A 13072-nucleotide genomic window follows, 5' to 3' on the forward strand; every position below is an offset into this window, starting at 1 on the left:
ACCATGAACTCTTAAGGGGTAAGACAAAGTGGCAGCGGAGATCGTCAATCCTCGCAGCGACAACGGAGCCGGTGCGGAGCAGGGGGCGGGCGCTGAGCCGCTCGACTCCTTCGACCCCGCGTTCGCGCTGCACCGCGGCGGCAAGATGGCCGTGCAGGCCACCGTGCCGGTCCGTGACAAGGAAGACCTGTCCCTGGCGTACACGCCCGGCGTCGCGAAGGTGTGCAGCGCGATCGCCGAGCAGCCCGACCTCGTCCACGACTACACCTGGAAGTCCTCGGTCGTCGCGGTCGTCACGGACGGCACGGCGGTGCTGGGACTCGGGGACATCGGGCCCGAGGCCTCCCTCCCGGTGATGGAGGGGAAGGCCATCCTCTTCAAGCAGTTCGGCGGGGTGGACGCGGTCCCGATCGCCCTGAACTGCACGGACGCCGACGACATCGTCGAGACGGTGGTCCGCCTCGCGCCCTCGTTCGGCGGCGTCAATCTGGAGGACATCTCGGCGCCGCGCTGCTTCGAGATCGAGCGCAAGCTCCAGGAGCGGCTGGACATCCCGGTCTTCCACGACGACCAGCACGGCACGGCGGTCGTGACGCTGGCGGCGCTGCGCAACGCGGCGCGGCTGAGCGGGCGGACGCTGGGCGAGCTGCGCGCGGTGATCTCGGGCGCGGGCGCGGCCGGTGTCGCCATCGCCAAGATGCTGGTGGAGGCCGGCATCGGGGATGTCGCGCTGGCGGACCGCAAGGGCATCATCTCGGCGGGCCGGGCGGACCTCACGCCGGTCAAGCAGGAGGTGGCCTCCTTCACCAACAAGGCGGGGCTGTCCGGCTCGCTGGAGGACGCGCTCGCCGGCGCCGACGTCTTCATCGGCGTCTCCGGCGGCACGGTGGCCGAGGAGGCGGTGGCCTCGATGGCGAAGGGCGCCTTCGTCTTCGCGATGGCCAACCCGAACCCCGAGGTGCACCCGGAGGTCGCCCACAAGTACGCGGCGGTCGTCGCCACGGGGCGCTCGGACTTCCCGAACCAGATCAACAACGTGCTCGCGTTCCCGGGCATCTTCGCGGGCGCGCTCCAGGTGCGGGCGTCGCGGATCACCGAGGGCATGAAGCTCGCGGCGGCCGAGGCGCTGGCCTCCGTGGTGGGGGACGACCTCGCCGCGGACTATGTCATCCCGTCCCCGTTCGACGAGCGGGTCGCCCCGGCGGTCACGGCGGCGGTGGCGGCCGCGGCCCGTGCGGAGGGTGTGGCGCGCCGGTGACGGTCTGACGCGCGAATGCGTTGAGCGGCCTCGTCCTCCTCGGGAGGGCGGGGCCGCTCGCTTGTGCGGGAGGCCGCTGCCTGGCCCGGCGGCGGCGCCGGTGGCAAGAGGGTGTGTGTCACAGGGCGTCGTGGTTCCGGTCGGGGGGTGAGGAACCTATCGTCGGGGCCATGTTCGCTGCCTACGCCGCCCGAATCGACCGCGACGAGCCGCTGACCGGCCTGGAGTTGGGGGAGCGTCCGGCTCCCGAGGCCCCGCCCGGCTGGAGTGTCGTCGATGTCAGGGCCGCCTCCCTCAACCACCACGACCTCTGGTCCCTGCGCGGCGTCGGCCTCCCGGAGGACCGGCTGCCGATGATCCTGGGCTGCGACGCCGCCGGTGTCGACGCGGACGGCAACGAGGTCGTCCTGCACTCGGTGATCGGCCAGACCGGCCACGGGGTCGGCCCCCGGGAGCCGCGCTCCATCCTCACCGAGCGCTACCAGGGGACGTTCGCCGAGCAGGTCGCCGTGCCCACCTGGAACATCCTGCCCAAGCCGAAGGAGCTGTCCTTCGCGGAGGCCGCCTGTCTGCCCACCGCCTGGCTGACGGCGTACCGGATGCTGTTCACCAACGCCGGGGTGCGTCCCGGCGACTCCGTGCTGGTGCAGGGCGCCGGCGGCGGGGTGGCCACGGCCGCAATCGTGCTCGGCAGGGCCGCGGGGCTGCGGGTCTTCGCCACCAGCCGGGACGAGGCGAAGCGGAAGCGGGCCCTGGAGCTGGGCGCGGTGGAGGCCGTGGAGCCCGGTGCGCGGCTGCCGCAGCGGGTGGACGCCGTCATCGAGACCGTGGGCGCCGCCACCTGGTCGCACTCGGTGAAGTCGCTGCGGCCGGGCGGGACGCTGGTCATCTCCGGCGCCACCAGCGGCGACCGGCCCTCCCACGCGGAGCTGACCCGGATCTTCTTCCTTGAGCTGCGGGTCGTCGGCTCCACGATGGGGACCAAGGACGAACTGGAGGACCTGCTCTCCTTCTGCGCCGCCACCGGTGTACGTCCAGTCATCGACGATGTGCTCCCGCTGGACCGGGCTCGTGAGGGGTTCGAGCGGATGGCCTCCGGGGAGCTGTTCGGCAAGATCGTGCTCAGCGGTTCCTGACTTCGAGGACCCCTGATGTCAACTGGGGTTGACGGCGAGTGGATGTCAACCTAAGTTGACCCGTATGAGCGAAGCAACGGATCTCGCCACGCGTGCGGGTGACCGCGACCCCAGAGTCGGGCTGCGGGCCGTCGCCGCACTGCGGAGGCTGCTGGAGCAGCTGGAGGCGGTGCAGGTACGCAGCGCGCGCCACCAGGGCTGGTCGTGGCAGGAGATCGCCACGGAGCTCGGAGTCAGCAGGCAGGCCGTGCACAAGAAGTACGGGAGGCATTGATGTTCGAGCGATTCACGAAGGATGCCCGAGCGGTCGTGCAGGGGGCCGTCGAGCATGCCGAGGCCGCGGATGCGCGGACCGTCGACACCGGGCACCTGCTGCTCGCCCTGCTGGACCGGGAGGGCAGCCGGGCCTCCTTCGCGCTGAGGGCGCTCGGGGCCGGCGGTGAGCGCCGGGACTCGGTGCGGCAGGCGCTGGCGGAGGCGCGGCGCCGGGCCGGTCTGACGCAGGCCGAGACCGACGCCCTCGCCGGACTGGGGATCGACGTCTCCGAGGTCGTCGCCCGGGTGGAGGAGGTGCACGGTGTCGGGGTCATGTCCGGCGAGCGGAAGGGCGGACGCCGCTGGTCCGGGCACCGCGGCTTCGACCGGGGCGCCAAGGAGGTCCTGGAGAAGGCGCTGCGGGTCGCCGTCGCCCGGCACGACCGGCGCATCGGGGACGAGCACCTCCTCCTCGCGCTGACGATCCGCCCCGGTGTGCCCGCGGAGGTGCTCGCCGACCACGGGGTGACCCACGAGTCGCTGACCAGGGTGCTGGGCGACGACTCCGGGCAGGGCGCGGGCGCGGCCTGAGCCCGACGCCCCGCGTCCGACGCCCCCGGCCGGGTGCCGGGGGCCGCGCCCCGGGGGTCAGGCCTCCGGCGTCCGCAGGATCGCCCCGATGTGCGCCGCCGCAGCCGACAACTGACGACGGGCGTCACGGAGCTGGTCGGGCGTGACGCCCCGGTCCCGGGCGGCGTCACGGATGTCGTCCCGGAAGCGGTCGAGCAGCCGGTCCAGGTCGCGGGCCGGGTCCCCGGTGGAGTCCGCGGCGTCCTCGTGGGCCCAGGCCGGGGCGTATCCGGCGGGAAAGTCCTCGGGGGTGGCGGAGTACTCGGGCCGGGGGGTGGTGGAGCCCGAGTCGGTGCGGCCGAAGCCCCAGTCCTTGCCGAACTCCTTCCCGAAGTCCTTGCCGAAGTCGCCGACCTCCTTCGCCAGTTCGCTCAGCCCCTCGCGCAGTCCCGTGGGCCAGTCGCCCCGCGAGAAGTGGTCCTGCACCTGCTCCTGGACCCGCTGGGCGATGCGCTGCACCTCCTCCTGCGCCTGGGTCCGGGCCCGCTCCTGGGCCTCCTTGGCCTGACGCCGGGCCCGCTGGGCCTCGTCGCGGGCGCGCCTGCTCTCGTCCTTGGCGCGGCGGGCCTGCTCCTTCCACTCCTGCTTGACCCGGCGCATCTCCTCCTTGGCCGCCCGCCAGGCCTCCTTGTCGTCGACGCCCCCGGCTACGCCCGCCTCGTCCTGCGTCCCCGATCCGGCGCCCTGGCGCGCCGCGCTGGCCGCGGCCCGCATCTCCCGGCGCAGGTCTCCCGCCGCGCCGCGCACGTCGGCCCGGATCTCGGCGGCCAGCTCGGCGACCGACTCCCGGATCTCCAGCTCCAGGTCGGCCAGCTCGCCGCTGCGCTCGGCCAGCTCGGCGCGGCCGGCGTCCGTGATGGCGTACACCTTGCGTCCGCCCTCGGTGGTGTGGGTGACCAGTCCCTCGGCCTCCAGCTTGGCCAGGCGCGGATACACCGTGCCCGCCGACGGGGCGTAGAGGCCCTGGAAGCGCTCCTCGAGGAGCCGGATCACCTCGTAGCCGTGGCGCGGGGCCTCGTCCAGGAGCTTGAGGAGATAGAGGCGCAGTCGGCCGTGGGCGAAGACGGGGGGCATGTCAGAGCACCTTCTTGTCGGTCGTGCCGTCCGACGGGGCGGCGGTGTCGCCGTGGTCCCGGACGGCAGCGGAATTGTCCCCCGAGTCGTCCGGCGCGTCGTGCGCCGGGCCGGTGTCCCGCGGCTCCCGCTCCCACGGAGTGTCCGCCGCGGCAGGCCGCCGGAGCAGGGCGATCGAGCCGGAGATCGTGGTGGCCTTCAGCCGCCCGTTGCCCGCGCCGAGCCGCCCGGTGATCCGCTTGGCGCCCCACTGGCCGCCCACCCGGAGGTCCTCGAAGGCGCTGGAGACCGCGCCGCTGGCGGTGTTGGCCTCCACCTGGGCGTCGGCGGGCTGGGGCAGCCGGATGGCGATCTCGCCCGAGACGCTGTTCAGGCTGACGTCGGTGGGTCCGCCGGCCGGGTCCAGGTCGACGATCATCGATCCGCTCACCGAGTCCGCCCGCACGGAGGAACCCGCCTCCACCACCGTCAGGTCACCGGAGACGGAGTTGAAGCGCAGGTCTCCGGTGAGGGCCTGGGCCTCCACGCTCCCCGAGACGGTGTCCGCGCGGACCGGGCCGGCGAGGCTCACCAGGGTGGTGTCTCCGGAGACGCCCTTCACCTCGGTGTGCCCGTCGAGCCCGGAGACGACGGCCGCGGCGCTGACCGCGCCCACCTCCACGCGGGTGCCGGTCGGCACCGCCAGGGAGACCACCGCGCTGCGGCGCCAGCCCTTGCGGTCGAGCCATTTGAGGAAGCCCTTCCAGGGCAGGTCCTCGTAGGCCACGGTGAGCGCGCCGTCCTCATGGGTGACGATCAGGGGTGGTCCCTCGATCTCGGAGACCTCAAGGCGGGCGGAACCCTCGTCCGTACCCACGACGTTCACCGTTCCATTGACGATGCGTACGTGCAGGCGGCTCACGGACTCGTCGAAGGTGAGTTTCCTGGGCTCCGCGACGGACCACTCGGACATGGTGCAGACCTCCTCGACCGAACGCGCCATATCGCGTCCTCCGTCATTCACGATATATCGCGGACACGGAAAGTCAAGACACCCGTTCTGACGGCCGGCGATCGGTCGGACGGGCCGATCCGCCTCACCTTGCCGACGCCTCGGCGGAAGAGCCCGACGCCGTGGAGGCCCCCGCCCGGCGCTGCGGAGGCCCCCGCCCGACGCCTGGCGACCGGCGGGGTCCCGGCTCCCGGCTTGGGGCGCGGCACGCGCGCGGTGCCGCTTGCATAGTCTTGGGGGCGGATTCGGAACACGGACGCACGCAGGAGAACGCCACATGTACTTCACCGACCGCGGCATCGAGGAACTGGAGAAACGGCGCGGCGAGGAAGAGGTCACCTTCGAGTGGCTCGCCGAGCAGCTGCGTACGTTCGTCGACCTCAACCCGGACTTCGAGGTGCCCGTCGAGCGCCTCGCCACCTGGCTCGCCCGCCTGGACGACGAGGACGAGGACGAGGAGTAGGACGAGGAGTAGGACCACTCGGCCTGAACCACTCCGCCTGAACCACTCGGCCTGAACCGCTGGGCAGGGTCAGGGGTTTAGCCTGCTCCCCCCGGTGGGGTAAGAGACCTCCACAGCAGCGGGGGAGCCGGAAGCGAACGGACGGGGGCGCCGTGGCCGGGGGGATCGAACAGGTACGGCTCGACGACGGGACCGTCGTCTGGGCCAGGGTGAGCGCGCCCGACGACGCGACGGCCGGGGACGGCTTCGAGGACACCGGCGTACGGGACCGCGTCATCGACATGGCGGGGGGCCTCGCCGACACGGTCGGCGGTGTCGTGCGCTCCCTGCGCGCCGGACTGGACACCCAGGAATCCGTCGAGGTCTCCGTCGGCTTCGGCATTGAGCTGTCGGCGCAGGCCGGCAGCGTCGTGGGCGCGATCGCGGGCGGCGGCGGCAATGCCTCGCTGAACGTGTCGCTGACCTGGACCGAACCCGCCCGCCGGGACGGCGCGCCGCGACCCGGACCGGAAGGCGGTGCCGTTCCTCCGCCCGGACCTCCGGCGTCCGGGGCCGTATGAGCGCCCTCGAAGAGCTGGTGCGCCCCTCGCTCGCGCGCATCGTCGCACCGGGTGACGGGTATGCACCGGAGCGTGGCGAGTACTGGGGATCGGGATTCTTCATAGCGCCGGGCTGGCTGTTGACCTGTGCCCACGTCGTGGGGAAGGGGGGAGCGGAGGTGTGGCGTAGTCGGAGCCCCGTGGGGGTCACCTGGCAGGGCGGCACCACCACGGGCGAGGTGGTGCTCGCCAAACCGCGGCCCGAGCCCGCGCACGCGGGCCGCGGGCGCTGGGGTTTCCCGGACATCGCGCTCGTCCGGGTGCACGGCGCGGACGACGCCCCGTGCGTCTGGCTGAGCGATCGCGCGCCGACCATCCCCGCCCCGGTATCGCTGCACGGCTGGTCGCGGCAGACCGGCGCCCTCGGCCTCCGGCACGGCGTCGGTGAGGCCAGTGGCCGGGACGGCAAGGCCCTGCTGCTCACCGGCGCCCTCCCGGTCGAGGGCCTCTCCGGCGGGCCCGTCGTCGACCTGCGCCACGGCTCCGTCATCGGCATGAACAAGGGCGTCCGGCAGTCCGAGGGGGCCGCCGTCCCCGTCACCGCGCTGCGCGAGCTGCACGACGTGCCCGGTGGCGACATCCTGCACACCGTGATGCGCGAGCACGACCTGCACCACCTCGCGCGCTTCAACCGGCCCGGAGCGGACACCGACTGGACGCGTGTCCAGACCGGGTTGCGCGACCCCGGCACCCCCGGCATCCTCAACCCCGCCCAGCGCCTCCACCTCTACGGCCACCTCGCCCAGTTGCCGCCGCCCAGCGGCCCGGGGGAGATCGCGGACCTCGTGCAGGAGGCCAAGTCCCGCGTGGTGCAGTCGGACTTCCGGTCCCCCTTCCCCGAGGACCCGCGCACCTGGCGGGAGGGCGCGGCCCTGCTGCACGGGCTGCGCGACCTCGGTGACAAGGGAGGCAGGCCCGAACTCGACCTGGACGCCGTACTGCTGTACGCGGCCAAGGTGGCCCGGCACACCGTGCTGGAACACCCGGGCGGCACCGACCCGGAGCGGCTGCGGGACCTCACCCGGTGGATCGGGGAGCAGGCGGTCCTGTACGCACAGCCGGTGATCCGCGAGGACATCGACCGGCTCCTCGGCGACGTGGGCGAGCCGGCCGCCGCGCGGTCCGCCGGTCCCGTCCTCGCGCGCGAGACGCCCACCCGCACCGGAGCCGACGTCCTCGTCGACATCGGGGAGCCGGTCTACGGGGAGCGCTACCCGCTGAGCGTGCGACTCCTGTACGACGGCCGGGACGTCACCCCCCTCTACAGCAACGACCTGGGCGTACGGCGCCACGAACTCCAGGAGTACCTGAGGGAACCGCTGGCCGAAGCGCTGCGGCTGGGCGACCGCGGTGAACACCTGGCGGTCGTCGAGGCGTTCCTGCCCCGCGCACTGCTCGACGAGCCGATAGACGAGTGGCGGCTCGTCCCCGAGAGGGACGTCGCATCCGGTGAGGGCGGCGAGTACGAGGAGACCGACTTCTTCGACGAGCAGTCCATGCCGCTCGGACTGCGCCGTACCGTTCTGCTCCGCGACCGCCGCCGCAACGCCAAGGCACCCATCCCCGAATGGCGCCGGCGCTGGACGGCCACCGCGCGGGGGCCGCTCTCCGGCGTCCCGCTGCGCGGCGAGTCGACGGACACCGGGCACGAGTCCGGCGGGCGCCGGGAGAGCAGGCTCGGCACCTTCCGCCGGCTGTCGGGCAGCGGCGACGGCTGCGTCCCGGTCTTCTGCGGGCCCGTCGGAAGCGGCGCCGGGCGGGAGGCCATGGACGTCGCCCTCGCCGCAGGACACCCCCTGGTGCTGTGGCGCAGAGACGGCCACGACCACGACGGGTGCCGGACGTTCCACCGGAACGCCGCCCGCCTGCTGTCCCTCGCCGGCCGGGCCGAGGGCCTGCACGCGCACGTACGCGACCAGCGCATCGGTGCCTCGGACCCCGACATCGCCCTGAGCGAGGGACTCACGGGCAGGATCGCCGTCCTCTTCGACCCCCCGGACCGTCCACCGTACGGGGCGGAGACGATGCGGCCGCCTCCGCTCGCCGGACCCCGGACCGTCTGATGCCGCATCAGAAGCCGTCGGTTCCCCTGTGCCCGGGTATCAGGAAGGCAGGACCGTCCGGGAGTCTCGGCGGGCCCGGCGGCCGGACGGTAACGTCGTACTCGAACGGCCCGGACCGCTGCAGGATCACCAGAGCCGGAAGGAGCCCATGGTGAACGACTGGCGGATCTACCGCGGAGTGGGTCAGCCGCACGACGGTGTACGGCGGTTGCCGGAGCCACCCCCCTGGCGCGACTTCACGCGGGGACGGGACGGCACACCGGCCGGTTCGGAGGACCCGGGCGGCGCCCGCCGGCTCGGCGTCCGCCGCCGCCGTGCGGAGAACTACGCGCCCCGCCCCGCCGAGGTCGACGCCGTCAACGCGGCCCTCTACCTGCGCCGCCCGCTCCTCGTCACCGGCAACCCCGGCACCGGGAAGTCCACCCTCGCCTACGCCGTCGCCCACGAGCTGAAGCTGGGCCGGGTGCTGCGCTGGCCGATCGTCAGCCGGACGACCTTGCAGGACGGTCTGTACCGCTACGACGCGATCGGACGGCTCCAGGACGTCCAGTTGGAGCGCGCACGCGCCGACGGCGGCAGCGGAAACGACGGCGGCAACGGAAACGGCGGCGGCGGCGACGGAAGCGACGGGGACGACGGAGCGGACCGGGACCGGGGCATCGGTGCGTACATCCGGCTCGGACCGCTCGGGACCGCGCTGCTGCCCTCCGAACTGCCCCGGGTCCTGCTCATCGACGAACTCGACAAGAGCGACCTCGACCTGCCCAACGACCTCCTGAACACGCTGGAGGAGGGCGAGTTCGCCATCCCGGAACTGGAACGCGTCGCCGACAGGCAGCCCGTGGTCGAGGTGCTCGCGCACGACAGCGGCCGGATCGCGGTGCACGGCGGGCGCATCGCCTGCACCAGCTTCCCGCTGATCGTCCTGACCTCCAACGGCGAGCGGGACTTCCCGGCACCGCTGCTCAGGCGCTGCGTCCAGCTCGAGCTGGAGCCACCGGGGGAGGAACAGCTCACCGCCATGGTGGAGGCGCACCTCGGCGAGGAGGGGGTCGCCGCCGGACAGGACCTGATCGGCAGGTTCCTCGACCGGGAACCGGGCGAGGTGATGGCCGCGGACCAACTCCTCAACGCCCTCTTCCTCACCCAGCACACGCCCCACGCGGAACGGCTCACCCGCGAGCGCATCGCGGACCTGCTCATGCAGCGGCTCGACCGGTCGAGGTGAGGGCCCGATGCAGGGGGCGCCGCTGGAGGAGCTGATCGGCCGACTGCGACGCGCCGGTCTCGACGTCACCGCCGAGGACGTCGCGGACGCCGTCTGGCTGGCCCGCCGGCTCGGCTCGGCACCGCCCCGCGCCGCCGTGGCCCGCCCCGACCCCGCCACGGACCGGGGCTCCGGCTCCGGTTCCTGTTCCGGCTCCGAACCTGCCGGTACGCCGGAGAGCGGATCACAGACCCCACCGGCGTCGCCCGACCCCCACCTCGCCACCGCGGACGACGCGGCCCGGCCCGCCCCGGACCTCACCACCCCCGGCACCAGGGCGTCCACCCCGGTACCCCTGCGTGCCGCGGGCGCCGCCACCGGCCGGGCCGATGGCGGCGGCACCTACGCCACCTTCCCGGTGCGCGCCCCCGCCGCCACCGCGCTGCCCGGCCTCCTCGGCCTGGAGAAGGCCCTGCGCCTCCTGAGCCGCTACCGGGTCGCGGGCACCGAGTACACCGACGGCGACATCGACGAGGAGGCGACGGCCGAGCGCGCCGCCGTGACCGGCTTCGTCCTGCCCGTACCGCGGCCGGGCCGCAGCAGGAGGTGCGACATCCGCCTCCTGGTGGACACCGGGCCCGCGATGGCCGTGTGGGGACAGCTGGTCGAGGAGCTGCGGCAGGCCTGCCAGCAGGCGGGAGCGTTCGCCGCCGTCCGCGTCCACCATCTGTACGCCGATGCCGCCGGGAGCCCGGCGATCGGTCCCGCCGCCGAGCCCGGCCGCCCGCCGCGGCTGCGCTCGCCGGACGAGCTCCACGACCCCTCGGGCCGCTCCGTCACCCTGCTGATCAGCGACTGCGTGGGCACCCTGTGGCAGAGCGGCGGGGCGCAACGGCTGCTGCGGGAGTGGCCGCGCTCCTCGCCCCTGGCCATCGTCCAGCCGCTGCCACCCCGCCTGTGGGGCCGCACGGCCCTGCCCGCGGAGCCCGGACTGCTGGTCCGGGCGGCCGAGTTCGGCGGCCGTCTCACCTTCCACCCGGACGACGAGCCGTGGGACGGGCCCGACGCACCCGTCCCGGCGGTACCGGTCCTCCAGCCGACACCGGAGGCGTTCGAGACCTGGGCGCGTCTGCTGGCCGGCACCGGCCCCACCAGCGAGCGGGCCTGGGCCGCCCTGACGACCCACCACCCCGCGCCGGCGGCCCCGGCCGGCACGGTCGCGCGCGCCGACGACGAACTCGTCCGCGCCTTCCGGGCGACCGCCTCACCGGGGGCGATGCGCCTCGCCGTCTACCTGGCCGCCGCCCCGCTCACCCTGCCCGTCATGCAACTGGTCCAGCGCGCCATGCTCCCCGACACCGGGCCCATGGAACTGGCGGAGGTCCTGCTGGGCGGGCTGCTGCGCCGGTTGCCCGGCCCCGACGAACAGCCGTGCTTCAGCTACCCGGGGCGGGTGCAGGACCTGCTGCTCTCCACGCTCGACCAGGACACAGCCGGACTCGTCCTCAAGCACTGCTCGGACTACGTGGAGCGCCGCTTCGGCAAGGGCACCCGCAACTTCGCCGCGCTGGCCGCGGTCCGCCTCGCCGGGCGCGACGCCGGGGCCGCCGACGCCGGGCCGCGCACGGACGACGACACGGGGCCGAACGCCGGGGACAGCGCGGAGGCCGAGCTGTTCGCCCGCGTCCCCGCCCGGGTGCTGCGCTTCTACCTGCCGGACCTGGTCACGCCCGAGCCCCTGACGGAGGCGGAGCGGCTGCTCGGCCAGTGGCGGACGCTGGCCGACCCGGACGTGCTGCACCGGGCGCGGGAGCACGCCGAGGCCGCGGTGCGGGCCGCCGCCAGGACCGCAGCCGACGCCGTCCCGGCACCCGACGAGGACGACGGCGTACGGGCTCGGCTGGTCCTCGGCCGCGTGCTGCGGGCCGAGGCCGACACGGTGGCGGGCCGCGCGCCGGAGCGCCGGGCGGACCTCCTCACCGCCGCCACCGAGGAACTGGCCGCCGCCCACCGCACGGCGCCGGACAACAGCACCGCACAGGCGGACTCCGCGCTGGAACTCGCCGCCGGACTGCACGCGTTGTGGCGCGTCACCGGCGACCCGGACCGCCTCCTGTCCGCGCTCGACGTCCTGGCCCCCGACATCGCCCCCTGGCCCGCGGCCGTCCGCCGCGCCTCCGGGCCCACGGAAGGGTCCGCCGCGGACCGCCACCGCACCGAGACCTGGCGCGCCGTCCACCGGGCCCGGCTGCTGCGCCGCGGCCGGCTCCTGCTCGACCTGGGGCACCACGGCGAGGCCGCCGCCGACCTGCGCCCGGCCTGTGCCCTGCTCGACGAGTCCGACGCCCCCGGCCCCGTACGCAGTCGGGCCCTGCTCGACCTGGCGCGGGCGCTGCGCGGCGACCCGGCGGACGAGGAGGCGACCCGGGAAGCGCTGCTGCGGGCGGAGCGGGCCGCCGGTGACGACCCCGCCCTGCGGCTGCCCTGCCTCGCCGCCCGCGCCGCGTTCCACGACACGGCGGGCGAGGCCCAGGAGGCCGACGAGGCGTACGAGACGGCCGTGCTGCTCGCACCGCCGGAGAGCGTCGTACGCTGCGGCCTCCTCACCACCTGGGGCGAGTCGCTGCTGCGCAGGGCGTCCCGAGGAGACGGCGCGGGTCTCGTGGACCGCGCGGAGTCCGTACTGAGGGAGGCCCTCAAGGATCTGCCGGCCCGGTCCGCGCAGCGCGGCCGGCTCCAGGCGCTGGTGGGCAGCGCCCTCGCCCAGCGCTTCCGGCATCTGGGCTTCCTGCCGGACCTGTTCGAGAGCCGGCACCTGCTGGGGCAGGCCGTGCGGGCGGCGGCCGACGTGGGCGTACGGGCCGAGGCCTGGCTCCAGCTCGGCAGGGTGCGGCTCGAAGGGTGGTACCGGGCCGGCGCGCCCGTGCTCTTCGAGGCGCTGCGCGCGTACGAGAACGCCGAGCGCGAGGCACAGGAGGCGTGCCCGGACGCGCCGGGGTCGGTGCTGGTGGCGCGTGCCCGGCACGGGCGCGGGGCGGTGCTGGTGCTGCTGGGCCGGCCCAGCGCGGCCGGGGCGGCATACCGGGCGGCGCGGGAGCAGTGGCAGCGGCTCACGGGGGCCTTGCGGGAGGTCGACTGGGGCGAGGTGCAGCTCACTCGGCGTGCGGAGCGGGAAGCGCAGCGCGTGCTCGAGGGCGAATGGGGAGTGACCGCGTCACGGACCATGACCGAGGATGACTGGAAGCGACTCGCGCCGCCCTGGCACGCCTGGGAGGAGCGAGCCGACTCGGCCGAGTTTCAACGCGGTTGATCCAGCCGGGGTTTCTGTTACCGGCCGGTCGGGAAGAACTGGGCAACCGTTGCGATCGTACGGTGCGGACCCGGGGGGAGGAGCCG

11 protein-coding genes are annotated in these 13072 nt (G+C 74.3%); 9 read left to right on the forward strand and 2 right to left on the reverse strand.

The genetic code is table 11. The annotated features are described in order from the left end of the window. Positions 1–28: 28 nt before the first annotated feature. The 4 genes from ACGF3J_RS07330 (at position 29) to ACGF3J_RS07345 (ending at position 3240) form a co-directional block, all read left to right on the forward strand. Entirely contained in the window at positions 29–1258 is a 1230-nt protein-coding gene (locus ACGF3J_RS07330) for an NADP-dependent malic enzyme (protein WP_125492781.1), read from the forward strand. Between the two features lie 170 nt (positions 1259–1428). Continuing rightward, positions 1429–2394 carry a zinc-binding dehydrogenase gene (locus tag ACGF3J_RS07335; protein ID WP_393853598.1) on the forward strand — a complete coding sequence of 322 codons (966 nt, stop codon included), beginning with the start codon at positions 1429–1431 and terminating at the stop codon, positions 2392–2394. Positions 2395–2458: 64 nt separating this feature from the next. Next, positions 2459–2668 (forward strand): helix-turn-helix domain-containing protein, encoded by a 210-nt coding sequence (locus tag ACGF3J_RS07340; protein WP_161331678.1) that lies wholly within the window; start codon positions 2459–2461, stop codon positions 2666–2668. Further along, positions 2668–3240 (forward strand): Clp protease N-terminal domain-containing protein, encoded by a 573-nt coding sequence (locus tag ACGF3J_RS07345; RefSeq protein ID WP_393853599.1) that lies wholly within the window; start codon positions 2668–2670, stop codon positions 3238–3240. Before ACGF3J_RS07340 ends, ACGF3J_RS07345 begins: the two co-directional genes overlap by 1 nt. 57 nt (positions 3241–3297) lie before the next feature. Here ACGF3J_RS07345 and ACGF3J_RS07350 read toward each other — a convergent pair whose 3' ends face one another. Further along, positions 3298–4353 (reverse strand): PadR family transcriptional regulator, encoded by a 1056-nt coding sequence (locus ACGF3J_RS07350; RefSeq protein WP_161331675.1) that lies wholly within the window; start codon positions 4351–4353, stop codon positions 3298–3300. Position 4354: 1 nt separating this feature from the next. Next, positions 4355–5305, reverse strand: a complete 951-nt coding sequence (locus tag ACGF3J_RS07355; RefSeq protein WP_393853700.1) for a DUF4097 domain-containing protein — start codon at positions 5303–5305, stop codon at positions 4355–4357. Positions 5306–5621: 316 nt separating this feature from the next. Between ACGF3J_RS07355 and ACGF3J_RS07360 the strand changes: the two genes are divergently transcribed. The 5 genes from ACGF3J_RS07360 to ACGF3J_RS07380 all read left to right on the forward strand — a co-directional run bounded on the left by ACGF3J_RS07360 (position 5622) and on the right by ACGF3J_RS07380 (position 12986). After that, on the forward strand, positions 5622–5807 hold the full coding sequence (locus ACGF3J_RS07360; RefSeq protein ID WP_030190019.1) for a DUF6104 family protein: 186 nt from the start codon (positions 5622–5624) through the stop codon (positions 5805–5807). A gap of 152 nt (positions 5808–5959) precedes the next feature. Then, on the forward strand, positions 5960–6367 hold the full coding sequence (locus ACGF3J_RS07365) for a CU044_2847 family protein (RefSeq protein WP_393853600.1): 408 nt from the start codon (positions 5960–5962) through the stop codon (positions 6365–6367). Then, positions 6364–8469: a trypsin-like peptidase domain-containing protein gene (locus ACGF3J_RS07370; RefSeq protein ID WP_393853601.1), complete on the forward strand. Its 2106-nt coding sequence runs from the start codon at positions 6364–6366 to the stop codon at positions 8467–8469. The genes ACGF3J_RS07365 and ACGF3J_RS07370 overlap by 4 nt, the downstream gene beginning before the upstream one ends. Positions 8470–8620: 151 nt before the next feature. After that, positions 8621–9697: an AAA family ATPase gene (locus ACGF3J_RS07375; RefSeq protein WP_393853701.1), complete on the forward strand. Its 1077-nt coding sequence runs from the start codon at positions 8621–8623 to the stop codon at positions 9695–9697. Positions 9698–9704: 7 nt separating this feature from the next. Continuing rightward, a complete protein-coding gene (locus tag ACGF3J_RS07380; protein WP_393853602.1) occupies positions 9705–12986 on the forward strand; it encodes an SAV_2336 N-terminal domain-related protein in 3282 nt (1093 codons plus the stop codon). The last annotated feature ends 86 nt before the right edge of the window (positions 12987–13072 follow it).

It is taken from the genome of Streptomyces sp. NPDC048171 (assembly GCF_043202655.1).
GTDB lineage: Bacteria > Actinomycetota > Actinomycetes > Streptomycetales > Streptomycetaceae > Streptomyces.